This is a genomic window from Paenibacillus soyae, assembly GCF_024623455.1.
GTDB lineage: Bacteria > Bacillota > Bacilli > Paenibacillales > Paenibacillaceae > Pristimantibacillus > Pristimantibacillus soyae.
Genome location: NZ_JANIPJ010000010.1, coordinates 114,538 through 140,129, shown reverse-complemented (window position 1 = coordinate 140,129; position 25,592 = coordinate 114,538). Strand labels below are relative to the sequence as shown.

The 25,592-nt window shown below is 57.1% G+C and carries 25 protein-coding genes and 1 pseudogene; 7 read left to right on the top strand and 19 right to left on the bottom strand.

Going from position 1 to position 25,592, the window contains the following annotated elements; translation table 11 throughout:
• Positions 1–7: 7 nt before the first annotated feature.
• From NQZ67_RS15190 to NQZ67_RS15175, 4 genes are all read right to left on the bottom strand, one after another.
• Positions 8–1,111 carry a Ger(x)C family spore germination protein gene (locus tag NQZ67_RS15190; RefSeq protein WP_257447304.1) on the bottom strand — a complete coding sequence of 368 codons (1,104 nt, stop codon included), beginning with the start codon at positions 1,109–1,111 and terminating at the stop codon, positions 8–10.
• Between the two features lies 1 nt (position 1,112).
• Positions 1,113–2,207 carry a GerAB/ArcD/ProY family transporter gene (locus NQZ67_RS15185; RefSeq protein ID WP_257447301.1) on the bottom strand — a complete coding sequence of 365 codons (1,095 nt, stop codon included), beginning with the start codon at positions 2,205–2,207 and terminating at the stop codon, positions 1,113–1,115.
• Between the two features lie 41 nt (positions 2,208–2,248).
• A complete protein-coding gene (locus NQZ67_RS15180) occupies positions 2,249–3,676 on the bottom strand; it encodes a spore germination protein (protein ID WP_257447299.1) in 1,428 nt (475 codons plus the stop codon).
• A 140-nt stretch (positions 3,677–3,816) separates the two neighbouring features.
• Positions 3,817–4,191 (bottom strand): hypothetical protein, encoded by a 375-nt coding sequence (locus tag NQZ67_RS15175; RefSeq protein WP_257447298.1) that lies wholly within the window; start codon positions 4,189–4,191, stop codon positions 3,817–3,819.
• Between the two features lie 333 nt (positions 4,192–4,524).
• Here NQZ67_RS15175 and NQZ67_RS15170 point away from each other — a divergent pair, with 333 nt between their 5' ends.
• The gene (locus tag NQZ67_RS15170; protein ID WP_257447296.1) at positions 4,525–5,262 is read left to right on the top strand and encodes an EcsC family protein; all 738 of its coding nucleotides are present in this window, start codon (positions 4,525–4,527) and stop codon (positions 5,260–5,262) included.
• 18 nt (positions 5,263–5,280) lie between these two features.
• Here NQZ67_RS15170 and NQZ67_RS15165 read toward each other — a convergent pair whose 3' ends face one another.
• The 5 genes from NQZ67_RS15165 to NQZ67_RS15145 form a co-directional block, all read right to left on the bottom strand.
• Complete coding sequence (locus tag NQZ67_RS15165) at positions 5,281–5,826, bottom strand: VanZ family protein (RefSeq protein WP_257447295.1); 546 nt, start codon at positions 5,824–5,826, stop codon at positions 5,281–5,283.
• 169 nt (positions 5,827–5,995) lie between these two features.
• A complete protein-coding gene (locus NQZ67_RS15160) occupies positions 5,996–6,520 on the bottom strand; it encodes a hypothetical protein (protein ID WP_257447293.1) in 525 nt (174 codons plus the stop codon).
• Positions 6,521–7,054: 534 nt separating this feature from the next.
• Positions 7,055–8,371 (bottom strand): ABC transporter substrate-binding protein, encoded by a 1,317-nt coding sequence (locus NQZ67_RS15155; RefSeq protein WP_257447291.1) that lies wholly within the window; start codon positions 8,369–8,371, stop codon positions 7,055–7,057.
• Positions 8,372–8,518: 147 nt separating this feature from the next.
• The gene (locus tag NQZ67_RS15150; protein WP_257447289.1) at positions 8,519–9,352 is read right to left on the bottom strand and encodes a carbohydrate ABC transporter permease; all 834 of its coding nucleotides are present in this window, start codon (positions 9,350–9,352) and stop codon (positions 8,519–8,521) included.
• A gap of 1 nt (position 9,353) precedes the next feature.
• The gene (locus tag NQZ67_RS15145; RefSeq protein WP_257447286.1) at positions 9,354–10,259 is read right to left on the bottom strand and encodes a carbohydrate ABC transporter permease; all 906 of its coding nucleotides are present in this window, start codon (positions 10,257–10,259) and stop codon (positions 9,354–9,356) included.
• 174 nt (positions 10,260–10,433) lie between these two features.
• Here NQZ67_RS15145 and NQZ67_RS15140 point away from each other — a divergent pair, with 174 nt between their 5' ends.
• Entirely contained in the window at positions 10,434–12,299 is a 1,866-nt protein-coding gene (locus NQZ67_RS15140; RefSeq protein WP_257447284.1) for a cache domain-containing sensor histidine kinase, read from the top strand.
• Positions 12,280–13,917, top strand: coding sequence for a response regulator (locus NQZ67_RS15135; protein ID WP_257447282.1), 1,638 nt, complete (start codon positions 12,280–12,282; stop codon positions 13,915–13,917). Before NQZ67_RS15140 ends, NQZ67_RS15135 begins: the two co-directional genes overlap by 20 nt.
• A 113-nt stretch (positions 13,918–14,030) precedes the next feature.
• Here NQZ67_RS15135 and NQZ67_RS15130 read toward each other — a convergent pair whose 3' ends face one another.
• Positions 14,031–14,846 (bottom strand): DUF2935 domain-containing protein, encoded by an 816-nt coding sequence (locus NQZ67_RS15130; protein ID WP_257447280.1) that lies wholly within the window; start codon positions 14,844–14,846, stop codon positions 14,031–14,033.
• A gap of 175 nt (positions 14,847–15,021) precedes the next feature.
• Positions 15,022–15,228, bottom strand: a complete 207-nt coding sequence (locus tag NQZ67_RS15125) for a cold-shock protein (protein ID WP_257447277.1) — start codon at positions 15,226–15,228, stop codon at positions 15,022–15,024.
• A gap of 516 nt (positions 15,229–15,744) precedes the next feature.
• Between NQZ67_RS15125 and NQZ67_RS15120 the strand changes: the two genes are divergently transcribed.
• Positions 15,745–15,876, top strand: a complete 132-nt coding sequence (locus NQZ67_RS15120) for a DUF4023 family protein (protein WP_257447275.1) — start codon at positions 15,745–15,747, stop codon at positions 15,874–15,876.
• Between the two features lie 104 nt (positions 15,877–15,980).
• Here the strand turns inward: NQZ67_RS15120 and NQZ67_RS15115 are convergent, their stop codons facing one another.
• From NQZ67_RS15115 to NQZ67_RS15100, 4 genes and pseudogenes are all read right to left on the bottom strand, one after another.
• On the bottom strand, positions 15,981–16,307 hold the full coding sequence (locus NQZ67_RS15115; protein ID WP_257447273.1) for a hypothetical protein: 327 nt from the start codon (positions 16,305–16,307) through the stop codon (positions 15,981–15,983).
• A gap of 22 nt (positions 16,308–16,329) precedes the next feature.
• Positions 16,330–17,034: pseudogene (locus NQZ67_RS15110) on the bottom strand (pirin family protein).
• Between the two features lie 89 nt (positions 17,035–17,123).
• On the bottom strand, positions 17,124–17,978 hold the full coding sequence (gene yidC / locus NQZ67_RS15105; RefSeq protein WP_257447270.1) for a membrane protein insertase YidC: 855 nt from the start codon (positions 17,976–17,978) through the stop codon (positions 17,124–17,126).
• Entirely contained in the window at positions 17,924–18,271 is a 348-nt protein-coding gene (locus tag NQZ67_RS15100) for a hypothetical protein (RefSeq protein ID WP_257447268.1), read from the bottom strand. Before NQZ67_RS15100 ends, yidC begins: the two co-directional genes overlap by 55 nt.
• A gap of 118 nt (positions 18,272–18,389) precedes the next feature.
• Here NQZ67_RS15100 and NQZ67_RS15095 point away from each other — a divergent pair, with 118 nt between their 5' ends.
• From NQZ67_RS15095 to NQZ67_RS15085, 3 genes are all read left to right on the top strand, one after another.
• Positions 18,390–19,886, top strand: a complete 1,497-nt coding sequence (locus tag NQZ67_RS15095; RefSeq protein ID WP_257447265.1) for an ABC transporter substrate-binding protein/permease — start codon at positions 18,390–18,392, stop codon at positions 19,884–19,886.
• Positions 19,879–20,601, top strand: coding sequence for an amino acid ABC transporter ATP-binding protein (locus tag NQZ67_RS15090; protein WP_257447262.1), 723 nt, complete (start codon positions 19,879–19,881; stop codon positions 20,599–20,601). The genes NQZ67_RS15095 and NQZ67_RS15090 overlap by 8 nt, the downstream gene beginning before the upstream one ends.
• Before the next feature lie 177 nt (positions 20,602–20,778).
• Positions 20,779–21,246 (top strand): MarR family winged helix-turn-helix transcriptional regulator, encoded by a 468-nt coding sequence (locus NQZ67_RS15085; RefSeq protein WP_257447259.1) that lies wholly within the window; start codon positions 20,779–20,781, stop codon positions 21,244–21,246.
• A gap of 541 nt (positions 21,247–21,787) precedes the next feature.
• Here the strand turns inward: NQZ67_RS15085 and bioC are convergent.
• From bioC to bioB, 4 genes are read right to left on the bottom strand one after another with little or no spacing between them, the layout of a single operon-like run.
• A complete protein-coding gene (gene bioC, locus NQZ67_RS15080) occupies positions 21,788–22,642 on the bottom strand; it encodes a malonyl-ACP O-methyltransferase BioC (RefSeq protein ID WP_257447256.1) in 855 nt (284 codons plus the stop codon).
• Complete coding sequence (locus NQZ67_RS15075; protein ID WP_257447253.1) at positions 22,605–23,360, bottom strand: alpha/beta fold hydrolase; 756 nt, start codon at positions 23,358–23,360, stop codon at positions 22,605–22,607. The genes bioC and NQZ67_RS15075 overlap by 38 nt, the downstream gene beginning before the upstream one ends.
• Complete coding sequence (bioF, locus tag NQZ67_RS15070) at positions 23,357–24,535, bottom strand: 8-amino-7-oxononanoate synthase (protein WP_257447250.1); 1,179 nt, start codon at positions 24,533–24,535, stop codon at positions 23,357–23,359. The genes NQZ67_RS15075 and bioF overlap by 4 nt, the downstream gene beginning before the upstream one ends.
• Positions 24,532–25,533: a biotin synthase BioB gene (gene bioB, locus NQZ67_RS15065; RefSeq protein ID WP_257447248.1), complete on the bottom strand. Its 1,002-nt coding sequence runs from the start codon at positions 25,531–25,533 to the stop codon at positions 24,532–24,534. The genes bioF and bioB overlap by 4 nt, the downstream gene beginning before the upstream one ends.
• Positions 25,534–25,592: the final 59 nt, after the last annotated feature.

Sequence of the window (25,592 nt, the reverse complement as noted above, 5' to 3'; positions counted from 1 at the left end):
AGGAGGGTTATTCCATGACGCCGAACGAGTCGATCGCCACCGTGACGCTCACTTTCACGTCAGCTTCCGCGAACGCTTTCCCCCAGTCGCTCCGCACCTCTTTCCAGTGCCCGTAGTCGAAAGCGCGCGCATGCAGGCCATAGCCTATCGGGTCGACGCGGTTCATTTGCAGCTTGGCGATGAGAGCGCGGCAGGCTTCCTCCAGCTTCTCCTTCAGCAATGCCTCTATCTGATTCTTATCCGCGCCGACTCGAAAATCTCCCTCCAACTCCACGACTTCCGCCACTACGGGCAGGTGAATGCGGAAAACAAAGTTCCCCTCCTCGTATCCCGTTTTGACCTTGACTTTGGCTTTGTTAATATCGAGGCTGACGTTCGCTTTGTTGTGGTTCTCGTCTTGAATGCTCGTCGTAAAAGAAGCCGGCGACGTAAATTGCTTCTTCAGAAGCAGAAGAAGCATGCTTTCCTCCTTCGATAAGTGAGCGGCATACTTGCCATCCGATCCAAGCAGCATCGTACCGACGACGGCAAGTTCCTTCCCTACCGGCTTAATCTCCGAGATTGAGGACGTAATGCCCTCTTCCGTCTCCATATAATGAAAATGTTGCATCGTCGAACGGACGGTAATTTCCGAAGCGTGACCGGTTTCGATCAGCTTCCGGATATATTCCGTCAGAATAGGCTGGGAGCTCCTTTTTGTGTCCATCAGCTTGTTCACCGAGCAATCGCAGGCGACGATCAAGGCGCTGTTCGAAATTTTCGGATCGCGGTAGGCAACGTCCAGATGAGGAAGCAGCCGCTCCGCCTTAAGCAGACGTTTGCTTACGATGACGATTTGCAGCTTGCCGCTCAGAAATTCGCCGCCGATCTTGCTGCTCAGCAGTGAGCGGTTCTCCCTGAGCGTCTTGCCGGTACTGGACAGCAATATTTCTTGCGAAGGGGACTCTTCGTTGAAGTCCAGCACCATGCCCGTCACCGCCAGCTTCCCGTTGTCGGCCAAGTCCATGCCCGTTATCGTAATAAGCGTGCTGTCGTCCAGCTCCGTCCGGTCGGAGCAGCCCGCCATTAACCCCGCCATTAGAATTAGAACAGCGAATACTCCCCTCCTCATTTTAGCGAAGCACCCTTTCGCCAAGCTTTCTTGCCTGCCACAATCCCCAGAAGAGAAGCGGAAACGCATACCCCATGCCGATCGAAACGATGTCGTACCACGCATTTGTCGCCTCCATCCCTTCGAGAGTCGGCTTCAAGATCGCCGCAGCCGCAAGAAGGAGGACAAGCAGCGGCAGAATCAGCTTCGCGTGATCTTGAAGGCCGAACAAATCCTTGATGCCGTTCGCCGTAAAAAACAAATAAGCGCAAAGCGTCTGCGTCACGAGAATGATGTAGTAGGATAAAAACACGATCTCGAACCGTTCGATGAACGGCAGCGTAATCGTCTTGAGCAGCTGCATCGTCGGCCAAATAAACGTGCGGAGCTCCTCGCTGCTGAAATACATCGTGGACGTTACGACCACCGTCATAAAAATAATTAAAGCGAGCGAATTCGCGATCAATAGCCCCCTGAACGCCTTGGTTTTGTCCTGCAAATGCGGGTAGAGCATATAGGCCGTCTCGAAGCCGAGGAACGGGATCAGCGTCGGTTTGATTCCATACAAAATCGGCAGCAGACCATCTCCCGCGATCGGAAGCAGATTGAGCACGTGCGAATCCTTCAGGGAAAAGAACAGCAGAGGCGGCATCCAGAGCGTGTACAGATAGACGAATTCGACATAGCGGCCCTGCACTTGCAGCCGGTTTCTGGTGATCATAAAAACCGGGATCATTATGGCCGCGATTAATAAGAGCTGCTCCATATTTCGAAGAATCCACACTTGGATGATGATCACTTCCATAAACAGGACGACGCCGACCGCAATCGCCGCATAGGCAATCCACGCCGTCATTACGGCTCTCCCGATCCACTTCCCCAGCACGTCCTGCAGCACCTCCGCGAACGTCCTGCCAGGGTGGCGCTTCATGACCTGGATGATAAAATAGCCCGCGGCGGTTGCGATCATCCAACCGAGAAGCAGAGAGATCCAACCGCTGTTGCCCGCCATCTTCGACAGCGTGTTCGGCAGCACCAGGACGCCGATTCCTATCTGCGTCTTGTAAATATAGAAGATATATTGCTTGTGGCTAAGCTGCTGCTTTGGGGCACCCATAAGATCACCTTTTGATTCGACTTCTTGCATACGGCGGCCGCTTAGCGTTCGCTGTCTTTCCTGCGGCGGAATCCCCCTATCGGCAATCTCGCCAGCACGGACGACCACTTCCCGAGCCGGATAGGGAACAAGGGACTTCCGAAGGGCATACGCAGCGATTGCATGGAAGCGATGTGGCAGACAAGCACCATAAAGCCGATCACGATACCGATCATGCCCATCAAATACGCCGCGATCATGAACGGGAACCGGAGCAGCCGCACAGCCGCCGCCATATCCTGATTGGGTTGAATGAAGGAAGCGATCGCGGTCAAGGCCACGACGATCACCATGACGTTGCTGACGATTCCCGCTTCGACGGCCGCTTGGCCGATGACGATGCCGCCCACGATGCCAACCGATTGACCCACCTTAGGCGGTAAGCGAAGACTGGCTTCCCGCAGCATCTCCAGAATGAACTCCATGAAGAAGGCTTCCAGGATCGGCGGGACGGGAACCCGTTCGAGCGATTTCCCTACCGACAGCACCAAGTCGATCGGAATGATTTCGTAATGAAACGACACGGTCGCGATATAGACCGACGGCAGGAAGATGGCGATGAGCAGCCCGACGAACCGCAGCAACCGGAAGAACGTAACGACCGGCCAGCGCATGCTCCGATCGTCCACCGACATAAAAAACGATAAAAAGGCCATCGGCGCAAGCAGCACCTGAGATGAATGCCCCATCAGCAGCGCGATTTTCCCCTCCGCGATGCCGATAGCCGCCACATCCGGCCGTTCGGTCAGCAGAAATTGCGGAAACAATGAGTAGCTGTTATCCTCCAGCTGCTCCGCCAGCTCCCCCATGCTGAGTACCGATGGAACCTCGATTTTGTTAATCCGATCCAGTAGAAGCTCCACACTCTCCGGCGTAGCCTTATCCGGCAAATAAACCATGGTCACCCTAATCTTGCCGCCCGGTCCCGTCCGGATTTGCTTCTGAACGAATTGCTCCCCCGGCAGATGATGGCGAAGCAGCGCCAGATTCGTCGGGTTCGATTCCGTGAACCCGGACCTTGCACCCTTCAGGGAGGACTCGTTTTCCGGTTCCTTGATTTGCGGGGACGGCCATGACGACGTGTCCAGGAGATAAGCTATGGGTTCCTTGTCCATATACATGAGCGCATTGCCGCCCCACATCCCCCGGAGGATGTCCTCCCAGCGATCGAGCTGTCCCCCCTGAACCGACTCCAGCAAGGAACGGACCTGCTCCATGTCATCCGCCTCGAGGACAAGCGGCTGCACGACCTCCCGAATCAGCTTATCCTCGTCAACGGATACGCCCAAATAAGCGTACAGGACGGGCTGTCCGTTACATTTCAGCCGGGCGGTCTTCAGGATAAAGTCCGATACGCCAGCAAATTGCTGTTGAAGCGCGGCTTGCATCTCTGCAATTCCGGTTGGCAGCTGTCCGACTTGATCCGTCACCCCTTAGAACCTCCGATCCAGAACCAAACTAGGTATAATTTGCTTCTTTTAGAGGGGTTTTATGCCAGAAGAACAAAAAGCCCTCCGTGCGTCAACTCCGCGCGGAGGGCTTGCTCCAACCTTATTTGCTTTTAAGTAGCTTATTTTAGAAGCTCGTCGACCTTCGCTCTCATTGAGGCTATGGTCGTTTTTTTATACTGGAGCCCTATGCGGAGCACCTTTATTTTCTGGGAACGGGATAAGGTTTTGAACCGCGGGTCTTGCCTCAGAAACCTCTGGATAATGGCCCCGCTGCTTCCGATTAAGCGCTCGGGTTTAATATAGGGAACGTAGCTCGGCAGCTTGGGCTTTCTGAAATAATAAAGAAACGAGGACACCTTGGAGGAAAGCTTGCTCTCGTCCACCAGACAGGCGACGGTGCTTTTTTTCGTGTGCTTTTTGAGATAGTCCAAATGGCTGTGACCGCTTACGACAATATAACCGCCGTCTTTCCGGCTCTTGCGGACAATAAGCATGTGCATGCAATCCTGAGCGATTCTCCGCAATTCCTTAATCCGCTTCGTAAGCCCAGCGGACATGCTTCCTGCTTTTATTCGATTCAGAGGTATATACCTTACTGTGTATCTCATGGTGTAAGTTCGCCCTCCTTCGATTTTGTGGAACGCTGTGGAAATTCGGGGGCATTCGCACTGCCCTTTTTTGTAGCATATGCCGATTCCCCGCTGTCGAACACTGCGCTTCATGATTTACCCCGACTCCGGTCCAGTTCAACCACCTGCTCCGGTCCGTACTGAATGGCGGGGTTATCCGATACAATAGAGGCAAATCTGTTGGAGGAGAGTTATTACATGAGTTACGAACAGAAGGTAAGGCACGAAATTGCCGTTTGGGAGCACCAGCTGTTCAAGCCGCCCGGATGGCTCGAGCGAACATCGAAGACGATCGGAACCCGTATAAACAACTTGATCCCGCCCAAGGTACACGACGTCATCACGGCCACCATCAGGTCGATTGTGCGTACGGCGTTGTTCGGCGCGGAATATACGCCCCAGAGATCCGTTCAGCGGAGTCTCGATCTGGAGCAGGCCGATCAGGAAGCGAAACAGCTGTTCTCCATCTACCAAAAAATCGCGGTTGTCGAAGGAGCAGGCACCGGAGCCGGCGGTCTTCTGCTGAATGCCGTGGACTTCCCGGCGTTGATCGCGATCAAGATGAAATATTTGTTCGAGCTGGCCCATGTTTACGGCTATGATACGAAGCGTTTCTCCGAGCGGATTTTCATTCTGAAAGTATTCCAAATGACATTCTCCGGGCCCGAGCAGCGCGCACGGTTACTGGGCTCGATCAAGCGCTGGGATGTCGAAGAGGGGCTATGGATCTCGGATTCCGATTACTCGAAAAACATGGATTGGGAGACGTTCCAGAAGGAGTACCGCGATGCGATCGACTTCCGGAAAATGCTGCAGATGGTGCCGGGGATCGGCGCCGTCGCGGGAGCTTGGGCGAACTACACCATCCTGGAGGAGCTTCGCGAATCCGCGACGAACGCTTATCGGTTGCGGAGGCTGAGCGAGTTAAATGGATAGGGGTAATTCACTTCACCCTTATCCCTCCTTGACATCCCCACGAGACTGAACGGATTTCGTCATACTCGTCGCAAGCCCGCCAATTATAACGCCAACCAACGAACCGAACGTGTTCAGGATAAAATCATGGACCGCCGCCACTCTTCCGATCGGAAGAGCATATTGCAGCCCTTCAATGATGGCTGAAATCGAGCAGGCCGCCAGGAGGATATAGAGACGCGATACTCTCCTGAACCTGATCTGCAGAAGGATAACAAACGGCACAAAGAGCAACAGATTGATCATGCTTTCGACCCCTCCGCTGTAGATCATGCCCACTTCGATGGAGGCGTCGAAATGATAGCGTATATGGGTTCTGGTCGGGGTGAGAGTCATGAATAACGCGGATAGTAATACGAAGCTCGCTGCCCATTCCAATAGACTGTTCTTCGCCGCATCTTGTTGGCTACCTCTCACTCTCTTCCACCATACCACGGCGCAAACAGCCGTTAGAACGGCCGTCGCCGTGATGAATACCGGCAAAAACCCGCTAAACATTCTCCAATATTGAATATACGCATCCACGCGCGCCACCTCGATTCCAATGCTTTCAATGGGAAGACGCTTCGAATCAAGTAGTGGTCGCATGGAATGCTGTAAACCAAGCATTATTTTTCAATGCAACCCCTACGCCAAAAAAGCCCCGCAGCGGGTACAAACCCGCCGCGAGGCCTTTCGCAAAAACCGTTCAAAGCTATTCATCGCCACTAGAGACGCGGATGTCAGGTTTGAGCTCATCCACATCATTCATGGTGCGTTTGATTTGTCCAACCGTTTGTTTCGTATACACATCGGGTAGGTTATCGGACCAATAGGCAAGGTTCTTTAATAGGTATCGGATATATTCGTTGTCAGGGTTTTCACCTTTTATTAAACCAAATTCAATCCTGCTCAAATCTTGCCACCGCGTATATAATTCAGCGCTCAGATTGCCAGCCTGAATTCGTCGTCTGTTAAACGCATCTTCGTAATAATGCATATCGAATAGGGCCTCGTGCAAATGCTGGTTCGCTAGATGAATCCAGGTTATGATGTCGCGCTCCTCCGATGATGAGCTCGCTTCATCGAGTGCATTAACCGCTAAGCGAAGATTGATTACCGTTTGTTGGTAGTACATGCGAGCCGAATCATTAGGTGCATGGGGATAGAATACCTTCCATGCCAGGATCCCGTTAACTAGCAGGGATAATATAAGCACAATCTTCCAAGTTCGAGCCATGGTAACCCTCCAGATGTGAACGATTGAACAATAGTCTGCATCAACGCTGCTAAGCCTAACCATTCATTCAGACTACCTATGAAGCCCTTAACATTTCTGCTGTAGGCTGTAGCCCCTCTGTGAACGTGCATCGATAGGTAAACGCCGCAAACGTAGAAATAGTCGCACATATGTCATCATTTCCACCCACGTCCAAAACAGCGACTTCGCGTGCTAACAGACGGTTGCTCTTCCGCAGGCTTTTTCCTTGATGAGCTGCTGCTATGAAATAACGGCAATTCTACCTTTATTTTCACAAGAACCCCAACATAACACCGAAATAGCACCCAAAATACCGTTAATGCGTTCCCTAATGAGAAATCCCCTCATTTCCTAAGGAATTAGTGCCGTTTATGCCGCTATTCCCCCCTGCGGCTATCGTTGCTTTGAAAATAACACCGTTTATGCCGCTATTCCAGCTCATGATTCCTAAGCAACAAAAAAAGGCCCCCCAGCAGGTACAAAACCCGCCGCGAGGCCTTTCTCAAAAACCGATTAGTTGCCTACGATGTCGCGAACCGCCGCGTCAAGCTTGCCGAGCAGCTCGTCGCCCGTGATCTGCTTGCCGAGGTACTCCTGCATCGCCGCGCCCCATTGCTGCGTGATGCCGTCCGGGAAGCGGTCCCAGTTCCAGCTTTTCACTTGAGCAGGGTTAGCAGCGGAGAACGTCGCGAAGTCTGCCGCGATGTCGCCGACTGCCGCAGGGTCTGCCGTGATGGATGTCAGAGCCGGCACGAATTTGAAGTCGGTTGCGATATACTTCTTGCCTGTCTCGGAAGTAACCATCCAGTTCAAGAACGCTTTCGCTTCTTCGACTTGGTCGGACTTGCTGTTCACGATCCAGTTGTTCGGAACGCCCGTGAACACGTTCGGAGCGTCCAGAAGCGGTACCGGCATCATGCCGAGGTTCAGCTCAGGGTCCACTTCGTCGACCATGCCTTGAATCCAGTTGCCGTGTTGAATGATCGCGTATTTGCCTGCCGCGAATTCGGCCACTTGCGTGTTGTAGTCCGTCGTCAGAGCGTTGTCTTGACCGTTAGCGAACATGATGTCGACCAGCTTCAGCCATTCCTTCATCGTCGGGTCGTCCTTCAGCGTCGCTTTGCCCGCTTTCACGTCTTCGATGAACGCAGCCGGATCGGCTTGGTTCGCCAGCGCGATGTTCAGCGTGTGAATACCCATCGACCACCATTCGGAAGTGAGCGCGAACGGCGTGATGCCGGCCGCCTTCAGCTTCTCCGCCGCAGCGGACAGCTCGTCGAGCGTCTTAGGCAGCTCCGTGATTCCAGCCTGAGCGAACAAATCTTTATTGTACGTGAAGCCGTAAGCTTCGAGGTTCATCGGCATGCCGAGCAGCTTGCCGTCGCGCGTAATTTGCGCTTTGGACGCTTCCACCAGGTCCTTCGCCCATGGCTCGCCCGACAGGTCGGCCGCGCGGTCCACGTAAGGATCGAAGCCGGCCCAGCCGCTGGAGTTGAAGATCTCGGGCTCTTCGCCCGCCGCAAGCTCCGCTTTCAGAAGCGCGCTATAGTCCTCGCCGCCGCCGTGCGTCTCGATTTCGACCTTCACGCCGGTTTCTTTCTCGTATTCCGCCGCCATCTTCTCGAGCGCTTCCGCGATCTCGACCTTGAATTGGAATACCTTGATCGTGACGTCTTTCTTAGGCGCCTCGGTCGGCTCCGCGCTTGCCGTCGCCGTAGCGTTCCCGTTCCCCGAGTTCGTGTTGCCCCCGCCGTTGTTGCTGTTGCCGCAAGCGCTTGTCAACCCGACCAGCATAACCGCGGATGCGAGCAGCATCATCATTTTTTTCATCGAAAAGACCTCCCTGGTATATTCTCGATATCGCTGTCTTGCAGCGCTTTCATCGCCATTATAGTTGTGCAACGACAAGGCACAACACCGACGATATTGAACGATTAGGTGTAAAATGTTGACTCTCTGCCGAGGCCGGTCAATCCGTTACCCCTTCACCGACCCCGCCGTAATGCCCTCGATAATGTGCTTCTGCAGCATGAGGAAGAAAATGACGATCGGAATCGTGCTGAGCGTGAGCGCCGCCATGGCGAGATCCCACTTCCGTAAATATTGGCCGAAAAACTTCTGGACCGCAAGCGGAATCGTCGTCATCGCATCGTTAATGACCAGCACCGGCAGCAGATAGTCGTTCCAGATCCAGAGCACGTTCAGGATGGCGACCGTTACGCCGATCGGCTTCAACAGCGGGAACACGATGCGCCAGAACACGCCATAAGGCGAGCACCCGTCCACGACGGCCGCCTCCTCGATCTCGAGCGGCACCGACTTGATAAACCCGTGGTACAGGAACATCGACAATGAGATGCCAAAGCCCATGTAGCAGATGACGATGCCGTAAAACTCGCCGCGAAGCTCGAACAGCGACGTGATGCGCATCAGCGGCAGCATGACCGACTGGAACGGAATGATCATCGCGGCGACGAGCACCGTGAGGAGCAGCTTGTTGAACGTCGTCGGCCGGCGCACGAGCCGGTACGCCATCATCGAGCTGATCACGACCAGCAGCAGCACGCTGACGGAGGTGATCAGGAAGGAGTTCAGGAACACCTTCGGGAAGTCGATCGCCACCCACGCTCTCCGGAAGTTATCCAGTCCCAGCGACTCCGGGAACGTAGCGGCATTGAGCAGGATATCCTTCAGCTTCTTGAACGAGTTCGCGAGCAAGAAGTAGAACGGCACCAGGAAGATGAGGGCGGCCGCCGCGCCGATCAGCTCGAGCGCGAAATTCGCGGGCGTATATCTCTGTTTCGTCGGCATGCTACGCCTCCACCTCCCGCTTCTTCGTGAACCAAACCTGCGTCACCGTAATCAGGGCCACGCCGATGAAGAAGATCATCGCTTTGGCCGTGCCCAGCCCGTAACGGTTGTTCACGAGCGCTTCGCGGTAAACGTTGAGCGCGATCGATTCCGTCGAGTTGCCCGGGCCCCCGCCCGTCAGCGACAGGTTGAGGTCGAACATTTTGAACGCGTTCGAGGTCGTCAGGAACAAACAAATGGTGATCGCCGGCATAATGAGCGGCACGAGCACCGATCTCAGCACCTGCCATCGGCCTGCGCCGTCGATGCGGGCGGCCTCCAGCAAATCCTTAGGCACCCCGATAATCGCCGCGATGTAGATAATCATCATATAGCCGGCCGTCTGCCAGACGAACACGATGACGATGCCCCAGAATGCGGTGTTCGGCGTCCCCAGCCACTGCAGATTGAAGAAGCCGATGTTCGTCGCTTCGCCGATGGCGCTGAAGCCCCGGGTGAAGATAAAGTACCAGATGTAACCGAGCAGCAAACCCCCGATCACGTTCGGCAGGAAAAAGATCGTCCGCAGCACGCCGCGGCTCTTCACGTTCTGCGTCATCAGCAGGGCGAGCAGGAACGCGACCACGTTCGTGAGGAGCACGGCTGCTAGCGTGAACTTCGCCGTGAACCAGAACGCCTGCCAGAATCTCGGATCATTCGTGAAGATCCGTTCAATGTTCGCCATCCCCGTCCACTCGGCTCCGCCAAGGTCCAGACCGTCCCACTCCGTGAACGTATAATAAAAACCCATGGCGAACGGCGTCAGCACAATGAGTATAAAAGCGATGAGGCCCGGTCCGACGAATATCGTCTGCTGCAGCCATTCGCTGAGCTTCGCGGACCGTGGTCCCTGCACTGTTTTGGCCATGCCCCAAGTCTCCCCTTTCTCGTCTATGCTCTTAAGTATACGGGGTGCGCCACGGCCTCAGCGACGGAGGATGATGAACAGCTAGGTGGAATATATTGACCTCTATGCGGGTTATCGGTTACTGTTGAGGCAAGAATGACATTCCTCGCCAAATATGTCGAACGGGGTGCCCGCATGAAAATAAGAAAGCCCTTTCATACCATTCGCCAGAAGCTCATGCTGCTTCTGCTTGCGGCTACGATCCTTCCGATCGCGGTCTCCATGGTCATCTCCTATCAGGCTACGACGCGTTCCCTAACCGAGGATGCGATCGCCAACAACACGCGGCTGCTGTCGCTGGGCAAGGCCAACGTTACGAACTACATGAACAATATTAATCAGAAGTCGCTTGCCGTCTACAACTCGATGAACACGCCCCGCTCGCTCTATTACATTCTGGAGCATGGCATGGAGGACGAGGTGATCCCGAACGATCTGACCGACGTCATCCGCAACCGCAATCTGCTGAAGGACCACCTGTACAACATGTATCAGAGCGTCAGCGAGTTCCACAAGGTCCGCCTGTACGTGGTGAAGCAAAGCACGACCTACCTGCTGTGGAAGGACGATCTGAAGGTCGGCAAGCACGCGGAACCCGTGGAGCTCACCGCTGCCAAGGCCTACCTCGAGCCGTCCCATCCGAGCCATAATTACGGGCTGGACCTGAACACCGGCGCCGAAGACGAGACGGTATTCACGCTCCACCGCCCCATCTTCCGCGCCCCGAGCGAAGAGCGGCTGGCCGAGCTGTCCATCGACATCCGGCTGAACGTGCTCCGGGAGCTCAACCGCGAGCTGTACGACGCCGGTCATGAACAGTTTTACATTACCGATGCTTCCGGCGGCTTGATTCTGTCATCCGATGAGGAAGCCGAGAAGCAAGGTCCAAGCTCCGCGCTTATGCAGGCCGTACTTGGCTCGGGCTCGGACAGCGGCCATCTGGACTGGCAGGCGGACGGGTTCGACGGCATTATTTTCTATGAGAAGGTGAGCACGTCCTTCATGGATTGGGTGCTGATCAAGCAGACGCCCTACAAGCATCTGTACAGCTCGGCGGACCGGATCGCGCGTCTCAACATGGCCGTCGGCGCCGGATTCCTCTCGATCGTGGTCATCGCGACGCTCGTCATCTCCATCCGCATCACGAAGCCGCTGCTCCGGCTGATCGGCTACGTGAACAAGATCGAGACGGGCAACCTCAGCGTCAATATCGACGTGGAGGGCAATGACGAGATCGGACTCCTCGCCAAGCGGTTCCGTTCGATGATGGCGAAGATCAACCACCTTATCAAGACGGAATACCAGCTCGAGATCGTGAGCAAGACGAACGAATTGAAGGCGCTGCAGGCGCAGATTAACCCGCACTTCCTGTATAACGCGCTGCAGTCCATCGGCACCGTATCGCTGCAGAACGGCGATTTCAAAGCGTATTCGCTTATCGCCTCCCTCGGCCGCATGATGCGCTACCAGATGAATACGGCGGGCGGCGTCGTGGAGCTGAGCCGCGAGCTCGACTACGCCAGCGCGTATCTCGATCTGCAGAAGCAGCGCTTCGACACGGCGCTGGACGTCGAATGGCGGGTGGAGGAGGAGAGCAAGACCGTTCTCGTCCCGAAAATGATCCTGCAGCCCCTGCTCGAAAACTTCTTCAAGCACGGCTTCATGCAGTCGGGCGAACCGACGAGGCTCGTCGTCTCCAGCACGATCGTCCGCGAGCCGGACCTCCTCGTCCTCGAAGTGAGCGACAACGGCTCCGGCGTGACGGACGAGCGGCTCGCGGAGCTTCAGAAGCAGCTGGACGAGCCGCTTGCCTCGCTTGCGTCCGACACGTCGGAGGACGGCGGCATCGGCCTTCGCAACGTGCTGGCCCGGCTGCAGCTTCACCACAGCCCCGACGCCTCGATGAGGGTGGCCCGTTCGGAGGATAACGGGTTCACGGTCAGCATTCAAATTCCGATTACGTCCGAGGAGGGGAACCGCGATGAAGGCTCTGATCATTGACGACGAGAAGCATGTCCGCGACGCCATCCGGCTGCTCGTGGACTGGAGCAAATACGGCATTACGTCCATTCACGAGGCGAAGGACGGTCAGGAAGGCATCGCGCTGATCGGCGAGCATAAGCCGGAGCTCATCTTCACCGACATGATGATGCCGAACACGGATGGCGCCGGCGTCATGGAATGGGCGGCGAAGCACGCGCCCGCTAGCAAGCTGATCGTCATCAGCGGGCATGACGACTACCGGCTCGTCCGGAACGCGATCACGTTCGGCTCGATCGACTATATTTTGAAGCCGATCGAGCCCGCTCAGCTGAACGAAGCCATCGCCAAGGCGACGGAGGAGCTGCGCAAGGAAGAGCAGGAGCGCTCGCGCAGCCGCTCCATCGCGATGGAGCTGAAGCGGCTGAAGCCGATGTACGTCGAGCAGTTTTTCTGCTCCGTGCTGAACGAGCCGTCCGCGCATGCCGCGATGTCTGAGGAAATTCGGCGGGAGCTGCGGCTGGATGAGCCTCTGCGGCGGGCCCGCGTCGCGCTGGTCAGCCTCGAGCTGTCGTCTCCCGCCGTTCGGGAGAAGTTCGCGGCGTCGGGTCCCGACCTCATGTTTTTCGCGCTGACGAATATCACGAACGAAGTGCTCGCCTCGCGCGAAGCCGGCTACGCTTTCCGCTACTGGGGCAAGGAGCAGGAGCTTGTCCTCGTATTATGGGGAGAGGGCGAGCTGGCGCCGGACGAAAGTCTGAAGGCCGTCAATGCGGCATTGAGGGATACGTTGAAGACTCGTTTCGTCTTCGGCTTAAGCGAGCCGTTGGCATTCCCTGTAGGTGCCGGCGAGGCTTACGAGCAGGCGAAGCTTGCGCTGCTACGGCGGAACGTGCTCGGAAGAGCCGTCGACTACGTCCTCTATGACGAAGCGGCGGCGAAGCGCGGCAATCCGCTGCTCTCGTTCCACGAGTTCGAGGAGCAGATCCGGTTCGCCGTGCAGGGCGGCAGCAAAGACCATATCCAGCGCGCGCTCGGCGCGTGGTTCGAGCATATCGAGAAGAGCGGCTTCGTCTCGTTCGAGCAGCTGACCTCGTGGCAGGGCCACTTCGAGCTGACGAAGACGCTGTGGGAGCAGCCGGGCAGCGGGTCCGAGGAAGCGGACGGCGGGACAGGCGCGGAGGAGGCGCTGCCTTGCAATCCGCTTCGCATCCCGGTAACCGCGGAAGGGCGCTTCGATTATCCGGCTTGGAAGGACGCGGTCTACCAGCAGGTCAAGCTCGTCTCCGACCGGATCCTGAGCAAGGACAAGGAGCGCGGCGTCATCCGCGAGATCGCGAAGTTTCTGGAGCAGCGGGCAAGCGAGGATATTACGCTGCAGGACGTGGCGAACCATTTCTACCTGAGCCGGGAATATATCTCCCGCAAGTTCAAGCAGGAGATGAACGAGAACGTCTCCGACTACATCGCAGGCATCCGCATGAATCGGGCCAAGGAGCTGCTAGGCAACCGCTCGCTCAAGATTTCGCAGGTTGCGGAGCAGGTCGGCTTCCAGGACGAGAAGTATTTCAGCAAGGTATTCAAGAAGTGGACCGGCTGCACGCCGAATGATTACCGCAAGGGGCATTACGGGGAATAGCGGGGCCCTATATGCTGGGCAGCTGGATAGCCGGATGAACGCTTAGGCGTCCGGCACAAAGCCAGAGCCGATTCCTTCCGGTCCCTGGCTTGTATATCCACTTTGTGCCCTGCTTAATGCCAGTCGGATAGATCCGGAGGAGCGTTCCTCGTGAGCGAGCTTTCGAACATTTCGATAATTTCCAGGAACCTCTCCGCTTCCCGATACACGTGATCCGCGAGCAGCGGATGGATGATGCTCTTAATGCGGCAAGCTTCGATGAGGTCGCGGGCTGTCTTCTTGAAGTCCCGCAGGCTGGCCACCGACACTCTGTTCTGATCCAAGAACTGGCTCAGCAGCGGGCCGGTTTGGGATTGAGGACGCATCGAGCTCAAATCCTGCGCTTGCCACAGCAGCTGGTCGAAATCATGGCTGAACTCCCGCGCCTGGTCAACCAGCTTCCTCTCGGAAGGGTCCAGCAGATGCCCGATGAATTTGGCATGGTCGGCCATGATTTTCAGGAAGAAGACGTTCTCGTCGATAATGGCGTCATGGATGGGCTCCAGCTGACCGCTATTTAATTCCGCGAGCCGGTTCCGGAAATAGTTCGCCTCCCTGCTGGTATGATCCACAAGCAGCGGGAAATTGTTGGCGCCCGGCAGCTTGCAGGACAGGATCAACCCCAGCACTTTGCGCTTGAACACCCAAATATGGGACGCCGCGTTATGCACTTCCGCGTTAAACGCCTCGATCTGCCTAGGGTCGGCGTTTGCCGTAAACGCGTGCGACTTCGCCTCGATCTGCTCGAAGATCGAATAGAACTGATTGGCCTCCTGAATAAGCTGCGTGTCCTCGCACCGGAAGCCCAAGCGGAGGAACAGGGAATGCTCCTTCATAATTCTGGACCAGAAGCGGATTTCGTCAAGGGATCGCGTCACGAATCCATTCAAAAACAACCACCTCCCATATTTAACCTATAAATCTTTATGTGAGCCTCATCGTTTCCATGACACCGTTTAAGCGGCGCCGCGGGCTTTCGGCGTAATATAATGTCCGATAAAATAAAAACAACCCCGCGGATTAAGGCGTCTAGGCCTAACCCTCGGGGTTGTTCGCGCTTCTCTGCTAGCTCTTCAGCTCCGCCGTCGAATTGACGAGAACCGGAAGCATCTTCTCGCCGCTCACCATCGTTCCATTGCACATAATACAGCTCGGCACGTGCTCGAATGCAAAATTGTCCCTCATCCAGCTGTTGCAGCCCTCAGTTTCGCATGTCCATACCTTCGTGTTCTCGAGCGGAATTTCCTCTAGCGGTTTTTTACGATTGTACATGGCCAGCCTCCTTCGCGCCAGCGTCGACGAATGCCGATGGATCGGTATTCGCCCGCCTCGCAGTCATTAATGTGTGAGAGTGAGCTTCCACCTGTCCTCCTGTCATCAACGAACGGGACTTTGCCGGGACAAAACGGAAAACTGCCTCTAACGCTTTCGTCAGCGGGCAGTTTTCGTGTATGGGTCTCCGTCGGCCTTCGTCGTCGATCGGCAACAGGAAATTGAATATTAAATTTCCGTCATTGTACCACTACAACCGAAATAAGGCAAATGAGGCCGGCGAGCCCACCCTCTGCGCCATCCGTGCCGATTGCGGCTGCTTGCGTTCCGTCATATCCCTAGTGTATGAGGGTACCTGTCCTCTTTAGAAGGTTGAATTGTGAACTTTGTTTGAAGATGGTTGTTGTACCAAAGTTTGGAGTAACCATACAGCGCGTTTTCTCCGGAACAATGCCCCTCTCCGTCATGAATGGAAATACGGGCGGCGGGGGAAAGTGGACATAGGAGGTGAGCAGCATGGACAGCACGAACGAATTTGTGAACAAGGTGCACGATACGCAGCAGAAAGCCGAAAAGAACAAGCGGAATCGAGGAAACGGAGTGCCTAGCGCCAAGATGGCCCACAAGCAGCACAGCACGAACAAATAAGCAGCGGCCGTCATTATGCGGCATCCGAGCCGCGCGCCGGGCCATCCGGCGGCCAGCTCATAAGAAGAGGCCTGCTCCGCCATTAGCGGGGCAAGCCTCTTCCTCTATTCGGAATATTCGTGCGGATAATATTCAATGCGCGAACCCGCATAGATCGTCAGCAAGCTCTGCTTATCGTCGTATTGCACAGGACCATTACCCACGTAATACCAAGTCTTCAAGGTCGGCTGATCATCGTATTCCCGGAAAATAAAGACGTTCAGCTCGTCCTTCCGCTTCAGCAGCTCCTCCACCGTCTGGTCCCTCTCCGTCTCGATACGGAACATCCAGCCGCCGTCCGCCTCCCCGACCGCATAACGAATCTCGCTCTTCCGCGAATCATAAAACAATCTTCCGCTAACCGCGTGCTTAATCAGCAGCGTCTGCTTCATTCCCATTCACCTCCGCGCCCGCTCATGGCATGTCGATCAGCATGTAGAATGCATCCCGAACCGCCGTCAGCTCCAGCTTCGTCTCGCCTTCGATCTCCGCCGTGTCATTGCCGGCCATTCGTTCGCCGAGCACCTGCAGCTCCCCGTCGATGCCGTAGAGGAACAGCTTGCGGCCGGATCCCGAAGCCTAGTATGTCAAGCTTTCGTTAGCGGCCAGCTTCCCTAGGTAAATCGTCAAATCCTGATGGATCAGCGCCGCGCCGCTCTCGCCCGGATGACTCGACACGACGGGCAGCAGCGCGCCGTCCAGCCGCGACGGAGCATACGCCTTCGCTTCGTAGCTCGGCTTCATGCCCCGCTCGCGGGGCATGAACCATAGCTGCAGCAGCCGAAGCTCCTCCTCGGACGAATCGTTGAACTCCGTATGGATGACGCCGCTGCCTGCCGACATGCGCTGCACTTCGCCGAAGCCGCTGACCACAACGTTGCCCAGATTGTCTTCATGGCGGATCCGGCCCTTCAATACAATGGAGACGATCTCCATATCGCTGTGCGGATGAGCGCCGAAGCCCCGGCCCGGGGCCACGTAATCGTCGTTGCACACGCGCATGACGCCGAAGCCGGTACGGGAATCGTCCTGATAGTCGCCGAAGGAATAAAGCGGGAGGCTGCGCAGCCAGCCAAGGTCCGTCACATGCCGTTCGGCCGCCGAGTTTTTGCGGATCATCGTAAACGCTCCTTTTTGCACTTTGTTTTATCTACTTACTTATTTATAGCAAAACAAAAGGCGGAGATCAATTCTCCGCCCTAGCCCTGCTATGATTTGCGTGCGGCTCTCGGTTCGAGAGCGGCGGGAGACGGCTCCGCGACTGCGGAACTAGCCTCCCTCGGGTACATCTTGACAAGCAAATAGGACTGCCCTATCATGAACAAGCCGCCGGTCACCCAGTATAATGAAATCGCGGCGGGCGCCCACAAGGCGAACAAGCCCATCATAATCGGCGAGAGGTACCCAAGGAAAGCCATCTGCTTCATTTGGGGCGAATCGTTCCCGATCTGCGACACCTTGAACTGGATAAAATAAATGACCGCCGCGATAATCGGCAGCACGACGTCCGGCTCGCCCAGCTTGAACCAGAGGAAGGCGTGCGTCGACATCTCCGGCGTCATCCGGATCGCGGAATACAATCCCGCCAGAATCGGCAGTTGGATGAGCATCGGCAGGCAGCCGATCGCAAGCGGGTTGAAGCTGTGCTTCTGATACAGCGCCAGCATCTCCTGCTGCTTCTTGGCCAGGCTGTCCGCATCGGACTTTCCTTTGTATTTCTCCTCCAGCGCCTTCAGCTCCGGCTGCATGACGGCCATCTTGCGCCGCGTGCCCTGCTGGGCTTTGGATTGGCGCATCATAAGCGGGAACAAGGCCAGCCTGATCAGAAGGGTGATCGCAATAACGGCGAAGCCGTAGTTGTCGGCTAACAGTCCGGCCAGCCAGCTAATCAGCTCGGACAGCGGATAAATCACATAGTGGTTGAACACGCCGGGGGTATCCTCGGATATCGTCCCCGATGCCTGGCCGCAGCCTGGAAGAATGAATAAACCGAAACAAGCAATGATGATCAAAAATAGACGGATCCCGTTCTTGCGGGAAGGATGAATCGTTCGCGCTGACATAAGCAGCCTCCTCGTTGGTTTGTAATGCTTGGGGCCAACGAGGCCTTGCAATCCGACTCATCCTCCTCCGGAGCGTCCTTCCGTTTCACATATTGGACTAGCCGCTTCCGAAACGCCGCCGTGATCTCCACGCCCTGCGTCTCGTCAGGCAGCGGCAGGTCATTCTCCTGCATTCCCATCCGGTCGAACGCGCCTTCCGCGCGCAAATGAACCGAATACATGCCGGCAACAGCGCAGATCCAGCCTATCGACAGTAAATACGGCAGCCATTCGTGAAGCTCCAGCTCGAACATGCTTCATCCCTCCTTTCCTGGCTAAGTAATACGTCCCGAAACTGGATATAGTAACAGTAATTGACTGGCAAAATTCACTCACAAAATCACAACATCAAGAGAGAGGGCATCATGCGTCATGCGTAGAAAAACCTGGCTTCGATTCATCTATCTATCGCTTATCGTACTTGTCTCCGCCGTGACGCTCCCCGGACTGCTGTTCGGAGGAAACGCGGGCGGCCATTCGCCATCCATAGCCGAAGCCTCTTCTCCCGCGCCGATCATCGGCGAGAAAGGCACGATCGTCATGGGCACCTCGCCCGACTATCCGCCTTACGAGAACGTGGACGCCAAAAATAACGGTGAAATCATCGGCATGGACATCGACATCGCGAAGTTTATCGCCGCCCAGCTCGGCTACACGCTCGAGATTGAGGCGATGGACTTCAACGGCTTGATCGCCGCCCTGCAGACGAAGCGCGTCGACTTCGTCATGTCGGCCATGTCCGTCACCGAGGAGCGGAAGCAGAACGTCGACTTCTCTTCCACCTATTATGTAGCCCGCAACACCATCGTGTCCAGAGCCAGCGAACCGGTAGAAACTGCCGAAGAGCTCGCGGGCAAGATCGTCGGCACCCAGCTCGGCTCCACGCAAGACTTGTTCGCCGAGACGCTCGAGGGTGTAGAGCTCAAGAAGCTGAACCGCATTCCCGATCTGATTCAGGAGCTGAAGGCGGGCCGCGTGAACGCGGTCATCGTCGAGGATGCGGTCGCGGTCGAGATGGCCGCCGCCAACCCGGATCTGACCGTCAGCTACCTGCCGGCCGGCAGCGCGGAGGACGGGTACGCGATCGCGTTCCCGAAGGGCTCCGAGCTCGTGGCCTCCTTCAACGAAGTATTGGAAGAGATGAAGGCAGACGGTCAGATCGAGACGATTACGGACAAATGGTTCCAGGAGTCCGAAGCAGGCAGCGACTCGACCATTAATTTCGGCGTGCTGAAGGGTTACGTTCCTTACATGCTGAAGGGCGTCTACGTGACCTTGCTGTTCACGCTCGTGTCCGCGTTGTTCGGCTTCGTCTGGGGCACCATCCTGTCCCTGTTCAAAATATCCGGCATCAAGCCGCTCGAATGGTTCGCGACCGCCTACACCTCCGTGTTCCGCGGCACGCCGCTGCTCCTGCAGCTGTTCTTGATTTATTTTGCAACGCCGCAGCTCACGGGCTACAATATCTCCCCGCTGCTGGCCGCGGGCCTCGCCTTCGGTCTGAACTCGGCCGCCTACTTGTCGGAGACGATTCGCGGCGGCATCATGGCCGTCGACAAGGGCCAGCGCGAAGCCGCCATGGCGCTTGGCGTTCCTTACTGGACGATGATGTTCCGCATCATCCTGCCGCAGGCGGTCAAGACGATCCTGCCCGCGCTCGTGAACGAATGCGTCGCCCTGCTCAAGGAGTCCTCGCTCGTCTCGGTCATCGGCGTCATGGACATTATGCGGAGAGCGAACGTCGTGCAGGCAACGGAATTCCGGGCGCTCGAGGCGCTGCTGTTCGCGGGCCTGATCTACTATGTGCTCGTGCTTATTCTTACGTCGTTCGCCCGCTTGCTTGAAAGGAGACTCCGCCGCAGTGATTAACGTTACCGAACTTACCAAGACATACGGCAAAAACCAGGTGCTGAAAGGCATTACCACCCATGTCCGCCAAGGCGAGGTCGTCGCTCTAATCGGACCGTCCGGCTCCGGGAAGTCGACCTTCCTGCGCTGCTTGAACCTGCTCGAGAAGCCGACGTCCGGCATCATCACGATCGACGATATCGAGCTGACGAGCAAGCATACGGACATCGGGGCGGTCCGCCAGCGGATCGGCATGGTGTTCCAGCATTTCCACCTGTTCCCCCATATGACGGTGATGGACAATATTACGTTCGCTCCGCGAAAAGTGAAGGGCCTTTCGGCGGAAGCCGCGAAGGAACGGGCGCTCGCGCTTCTCGAACGCGTAGGCCTCTCGGACAAGGCGGACAGCTACCCGTCCCGCCTCTCCGGCGGCCAGAAGCAGCGCGTCGCGATCGCACGCAGCCTCGCCATGGAGCCGGACATCATGCTCTTCGACGAGCCGACGTCCGCGCTTGACCCGGAGATGGTCAAGGAAGTGCTGGCCGTCATCCAAGGGCTCGCCAGCTCGGGCATGACGATGCTGATCGTCACGCATGAAATGAAATTCGCGCGCGAGGCGGCGGATACGATTTATTTTATGGACGATGGCAAACTTGTGGAGCAGACTCCTCCCGAGCAGTTCTTCGCGAATCCGCAGAGCGAACGCGCCCGGAGGTTTCTGGAGCAGGTGTTGTAGCAGAAGGGGAAGACCAAGCCGCTTGCATGCGGTTTGGTCTTTTTTTGGTGACTTGAGGAGCTTGAAAGCGTTTACCAATCATGTCCTGCTCTTCCAAATGACTGCGTTGACATGACTTGCGGCATTTCATATGATGGGGGCACACTCTAACTCTAACGGAATGGCGGTGCCCCTCGAATGAGCGATAAGGCTAACGATTCGAACGAGAATGAGAATGAACGGATTACGGAGCTTATGGACGTTTTCACTCGTTTCGCGAAGGCCGATTGGCGCAAGTCGGCGAAGTGGGGCATCCGGGCCAGCGAGGCGCGCGTGCTGTTCGCCATTCAGAATAACAGCCGGATGACAGGCAAACCGACGACCGTGACCGAGCTTAGCAAGTACCTGCAGGTCACCTCGCCAACCGTCACGCAACTGGTGAACGCCCTGATCGCGGGCGGCTATGTCATTCGCGCGATCCATCCGGAGGACCGCCGAATCTCGGAGATTACGCTGACGGACAAGGGCGAGTCACTCGCGCGGCAGGCGGCGGATGAATATCGGCGCATGTTCTCCGGCCTCATCGAGCATCTGGGGGAGGAGCAGAGCGAGCAGCTGGTTGCGCTACTGACCCAGGCCTTCGATTATTTTCAGGGGCTGAAGTAGGGAGGGCGGCTTTTGGTGCGATAGCGATCAGATATGTCGCTTTTGGTCCGCGGAGACCGGCGTTTGGAGCGTTAGCGATCGGATATGTCGTTACTGCCCCGCGGAGGCCGGCGTTTGGAGCGTTAGCGATCAGATATGTCGTTACTGCTCCGGGGAGGCCGTTGTTTGGAGCGTTAGCGATCATACATGTCGTTACTGCTCCGCGGAGGCCGGCGTTTGGAGCGATAGCGATCATACATGTCGTTACTGCTCCGCGGAGGCCGGCGTTTGGAGCGATAGCGATCATTCATGTCGTTACTGCTCCGCGGTGGCCGGCGTTTGGAGCGATAGCGATCGTATATGTCGTTACTGCCCCGCGGTGGCCGGCGTTTGAATCGATAGCGATCAGATATGTCGTTACTGCTCCGCGGTGGCCGGCGTTTGGTGCGTTAGCGATCATACATGTCGTTACTGGTCCGCGGAGACCGGCGTTTGGTGCGTTAGCGATCAGATATGTCTTTACTGGTCCGTGGACCGGTCAGGTCGATAATTTCATTCCCTTCTAGTATCGAGGCGCGGCGGCATGGATCAGCAGAAGCTCGTACGTCGCCTGAATGCCTCCTTGGACGCGGTAGGCCTCCTCGTAATGCTCGAACATTCGCTCGAATAGCCGTCTCGAACCGATTCCCGGTGATGCGGACGCTTCCGACACGCTGGCGCCGACCGCTTTGACCGACTGAAGAAAAGCTCGGACGGAAAAATGGAGCTCGACCTGCGTCGTTTGTTGAAGCTGTACGTTCTCAAAGCCGTTTGCTTGAAGCAGGGACTGCCATTGCTCCGCCGAGGGGAAGCTCAGCCCATGCCGCCGCGGCTCCATGCCAGCTGCCCGGTAAGCCCTCCCGAAGGACTCGTGCAGCTCGCGGAACGTGCCCGGACCGAACGTCGTAAAGGCCAGCAGTCCGCCCGGCCGAAGCAGCCGCCTCAGCTCGCCAAGCGTCTCCTTCGGCCGGCGGAGCCATTGGAAGCACGCGCTGGAGACGATCAGATCCAGCGATGCCGACGGCGCGCCGGGAGCCCACGCTTCCACATCCTCGAGCAGAAAACGGACACGTGCCGCACTAGAGTTCGCGCAAACAGCCGCCACCCTCGTCTCGGCCGCCTGCAGCATGGCAGGCGCAAGATCCAGCGCCGTAAGGGATGACCAAGGCCAGCCGTGAAGCAGCCTCTCGGTCAGATTGCCGGTGCCGCAGCCGATCTCGAGAATGTCGGGCTTAAAGTCTCCGACAGAATTCACCTCTTGCTGCAAAGAGCGATCCAGCCATTCGGCCATTAGGCGCTGGACATGTGCATTCGCATCATAAGCGCCCTCCGCGCTGCGGTTAAATTGACGCCGGATCCTGCTTGCTTTCCTGTCCATGCCACCAACTCCTTATCGCTTTCGCCACCTCCGCTTCTCTGCCAAGAAACGGAACATGCCCGCACCCGGCCCAGGCTGCGATCTCAACCTGCGCCGCTCGAGCGGCTATCTCCTCCGCAGCGCCGTACGGACAAACCTTATCGTCATGTCCGTGCACCAGAAATACCGGCTCACGGATCAAAGGCAGCCGGTCCACATAATCTTCCGCGCGCAAAATGCGAAGACCGGCAATCAGCGCCGGACAGGACCAGCTGCCGGTTGGGGGAAGCTGCTCGCCCATTCCCGCTTCCCATTCCGCATCCGTGAACAAGCTCCGGCGGAATAGCTCCTCGACGGCCTGGCGGTCCCTCCCGGTCGAGGCGATCATTTGCCGGACATACGCGTCCGGCCAGCCTAGATCCCTTCGGTCTGCGGGACAAGTGAACCGTGCCGTCCCGGCGAACAGCACCAAACCGTCCGCAAACCCCTGCACGCCGAGGCGCAGCGCAAGCAGCGCTCCGAGCGACCAACCCGCGACAAGAAGCGGCTTTCGATAGAGGAGGTCCTGCTCCACCCGTTTGGCAGCCGCATATTCGACCCGTTCGAATATCTCCTCCGGCGTTTCCGCCTGGCTGTAATCGACGGACACATGCTCAAAGTCCGGCAGCTCCGCGCGGAGCCGATCGAACACGGTATCCGGCATGCTCCATCCGGTTAGCCATAGAATCGTCGCGCTCATGGCTTCAGCACTCCAGCCATGCGACCCGCGCGGGCTATGCGACGCACGGCATCGAGCAGCTCGGCTTCGGCGTGCGATGCCGACAAGGAAAAGCGGATCCGCGCCGTGCCCTCAGGAACCGTAGGCGGCCGGATGGCAACCCCGAGGATCTCTTCCGCTTCCAGAGCGGAGCTGAAGCGCAAAGCCGCGTCATTGCCGCCGACCAGGACCGGTACGATGGGCGAATCGCCGGCGCCCGCCTGAAAGCCCGCTTCCCGAAGCGCCGCCCGGAATAGCCGGCTTGCTTCGGCCAGCCATTCACGGCGGCGGCTCTCTTGCCGCACGAGCCTCAATGCCTCCGCGATGCCCGCTATAATCGCAGGCGGCAGCGCCGTCGAATATATGAACGGCCGGGCTTTGTTGACAAGCCATCGGATTACTATTTTGCTGCCGGTGACATACGCTCCGTATAATCCAAATGATTTACTGAACGTGCCCATATGCACGTCCACTTCGTCGTGCAGCCCCAGCGAATGACAGAGCCCTTCGCCATTCGGTCCGTAGACGCCCCCGGAGTGAGCCTCATCCACCATCAGCATCGCGCCGTGCTCGCGTTTGAGCTGTACAAGCTCGCCCAGCATGGCACGGTCGCCGTCCATCGAGAACACGGCATCGGTAACGATCAGCTTGCGCCTCGCATCGCGGTGCTTATTCAGGAGATGCCGCAAATGCTCCATGTCGTTATGGCGGTAGCGAGCGTGCTCCGCTCGGCTGAGCGCGATGCCGTCCACGATGCTGGCATGGTTCAGCCGATCGCTGAATACCGCATCGCCGCGCCCGACAAGCGCGCCAATTACGCCGACGTTTGCCATATATCCATTCGCGAACACAAGCGCCGCCTCGCTGCTCTGCCAGTCGGCGAGCGCTCCCTCCAATTGTCCATAAATCGGCCGGTTGCCGGTCACGAGGCGCGAGGCGCCTGCGCCGGCTCCATGCGCAGTCAGCGCATCGCGCATGGCTTCCGCGATCGCCGGATGGCCGGACAACCCGAGATAATCGTTGGAGGACAAGTTAAGCAATGCACGATCTCCGCGTACCATGTAGCCGGGACTGCCCTGCGCCGGGGTACTGTCGATTAGCGTACGCTCTAGCGAATCGCCTGCGAGCAGTCCGAGCTCGTCGGCCATCCATTTCATAGGGCGCACAGCTCGATCTCGAAGCCGAGGTCTTCAATGATTTGATGGTCGGACGCCGCATCCTGACCTTCCGTCGTCAGATAATCCCCGACGAATAGAGAATTTGCCGCGTACAGCGACAAAGGCTGCAAAGAGCGAAGGTTTACCTCGCGGCCTCCGGCTACCCGGATTTCTTTGGCCGGGCATACGAGCCTGAACAAAGCCAACACCTTGAGCACCTTCATAGCGGGCGTGCGTCCCGCCTGCTCGAGCGGGGTTCCCGGAATGGCGTTCAGGAAATTGACCGGAATCGAATCGGCGTCAAGCTCGCGCAGCGCGTGCGCCATTTCCACGATTTCCTCATTCGTCTCGCCCATGCCGATAATGACGCCCGAGCAAGGGGACATGCCTTGCTTTTTCGCCTTCTCCACCGTCTCCACCCTTTGGTCGTACGTGTGGGTTGTCGTAATGGATGGGTAGTTGGCTCTGCTCGTGTTCAGATTATGGTTATAACGGTGCACGCCGGCGTCCGCGAGCCGTTCGGCCTGATCGTCCTTCAGAATGCCCAGGCACGCGCAAATTTTGAGCGGCATCGTGGCGCGGATTGCCTTGACGGCGTCGACGACTTGGTCCAGCTCCTTGTTCGTGGGACCTCTCCCGGCTGCTACGATGCAATAGGTGCCCGCTTTGCGCGCCATCGCTTCCCGCGCTCCGGCAAGCAGCGTTTCCTTGTCCAGCAGCGTGTACTTCTTGATCGGCGCCGTCGACACGATCGATTGCGAGCAATAGCCGCAGTCCTCGGGGCATAGGCCGCTCTTGGCGTTGATGATCATGTTCAGCTTCACTTTCTTGCCGTAGTAATGCTTCCGTACGGCGAAAGCGGCGTGCAGGATCGGCAGCACCTCGTCATCTTCCGCCTCGAGCACGGACAAGCCCTCTTCCTTAGTTAGGCACCCGCCATTCAGCGCTTTCCGGGCCAGCCTCTGCCAGTCCGTATAGGTAGCCGTCGTCTTATTCATGGAACCACTCCGTTCGCGTATTAATGGGGAATCTCGGTTAAGTCATCGTCTTTTGAGAA

What these genes read in the sequence shown, in the direction of transcription:
- NQZ67_RS15160 (WP_257447293.1), bottom strand. Translation starts at nt 6,520, where the DNA reads ATGGCTCGAACTTGGAAGATTGTGCTTATATTATCCCTGCTAGTTAAC.
- bioC (WP_257447256.1), bottom strand. Translation starts at nt 22,642, where the DNA reads ATGGACAGGAAAGCAAGCAGGATCCGGCGTCAATTTAACCGCAGCGCG.
- NQZ67_RS15120 (WP_257447275.1), top strand. Translation starts at nt 15,745, where the DNA reads ATGGACAGCACGAACGAATTTGTGAACAAGGTGCACGATACGCAGCAG.
- NQZ67_RS15185 (WP_257447301.1), bottom strand. Translation starts at nt 2,207, where the DNA reads ATGGGTGCCCCAAAGCAGCAGCTTAGCCACAAGCAATATATCTTCTAT.
- NQZ67_RS15085 (WP_257447259.1), top strand. Translation starts at nt 20,779, where the DNA reads ATGAGCGATAAGGCTAACGATTCGAACGAGAATGAGAATGAACGGATT.
- bioB (WP_257447248.1), bottom strand. Translation starts at nt 25,533, where the DNA reads ATGAATAAGACGACGGCTACCTATACGGACTGGCAGAGGCTGGCCCGG.
- NQZ67_RS15135 (WP_257447282.1), top strand. Translation starts at nt 12,280, where the DNA reads ATGAAGGCTCTGATCATTGACGACGAGAAGCATGTCCGCGACGCCATC.
- NQZ67_RS15140 (WP_257447284.1), top strand. Translation starts at nt 10,434, where the DNA reads ATGAAAATAAGAAAGCCCTTTCATACCATTCGCCAGAAGCTCATGCTG.
- NQZ67_RS15095 (WP_257447265.1), top strand. Translation starts at nt 18,390, where the DNA reads ATGCGTAGAAAAACCTGGCTTCGATTCATCTATCTATCGCTTATCGTA.
- NQZ67_RS15125 (WP_257447277.1), bottom strand. Translation starts at nt 15,228, where the DNA reads ATGTACAATCGTAAAAAACCGCTAGAGGAAATTCCGCTCGAGAACACG.
- NQZ67_RS15170 (WP_257447296.1), top strand. Translation starts at nt 4,525, where the DNA reads ATGAGTTACGAACAGAAGGTAAGGCACGAAATTGCCGTTTGGGAGCAC.
- NQZ67_RS15115 (WP_257447273.1), bottom strand. Translation starts at nt 16,307, where the DNA reads ATGAAGCAGACGCTGCTGATTAAGCACGCGGTTAGCGGAAGATTGTTT.
- NQZ67_RS15175 (WP_257447298.1), bottom strand. Translation starts at nt 4,191, where the DNA reads ATGCTTATTGTCCGCAAGAGCCGGAAAGACGGCGGTTATATTGTCGTA.
- NQZ67_RS15145 (WP_257447286.1), bottom strand. Translation starts at nt 10,259, where the DNA reads ATGGCCAAAACAGTGCAGGGACCACGGTCCGCGAAGCTCAGCGAATGG.
- NQZ67_RS15190 (WP_257447304.1), bottom strand. Translation starts at nt 1,111, where the DNA reads ATGAGGAGGGGAGTATTCGCTGTTCTAATTCTAATGGCGGGGTTAATG.
- yidC (WP_257447270.1), bottom strand. Translation starts at nt 17,978, where the DNA reads ATGTCAGCGCGAACGATTCATCCTTCCCGCAAGAACGGGATCCGTCTA.
- NQZ67_RS15150 (WP_257447289.1), bottom strand. Translation starts at nt 9,352, where the DNA reads ATGCCGACGAAACAGAGATATACGCCCGCGAATTTCGCGCTCGAGCTG.
- NQZ67_RS15155 (WP_257447291.1), bottom strand. Translation starts at nt 8,371, where the DNA reads ATGAAAAAAATGATGATGCTGCTCGCATCCGCGGTTATGCTGGTCGGG.
- NQZ67_RS15100 (WP_257447268.1), bottom strand. Translation starts at nt 18,271, where the DNA reads ATGTTCGAGCTGGAGCTTCACGAATGGCTGCCGTATTTACTGTCGATA.
- NQZ67_RS15075 (WP_257447253.1), bottom strand. Translation starts at nt 23,360, where the DNA reads ATGAGCGCGACGATTCTATGGCTAACCGGATGGAGCATGCCGGATACC.
- bioF (WP_257447250.1), bottom strand. Translation starts at nt 24,535, where the DNA reads ATGAAATGGATGGCCGACGAGCTCGGACTGCTCGCAGGCGATTCGCTA.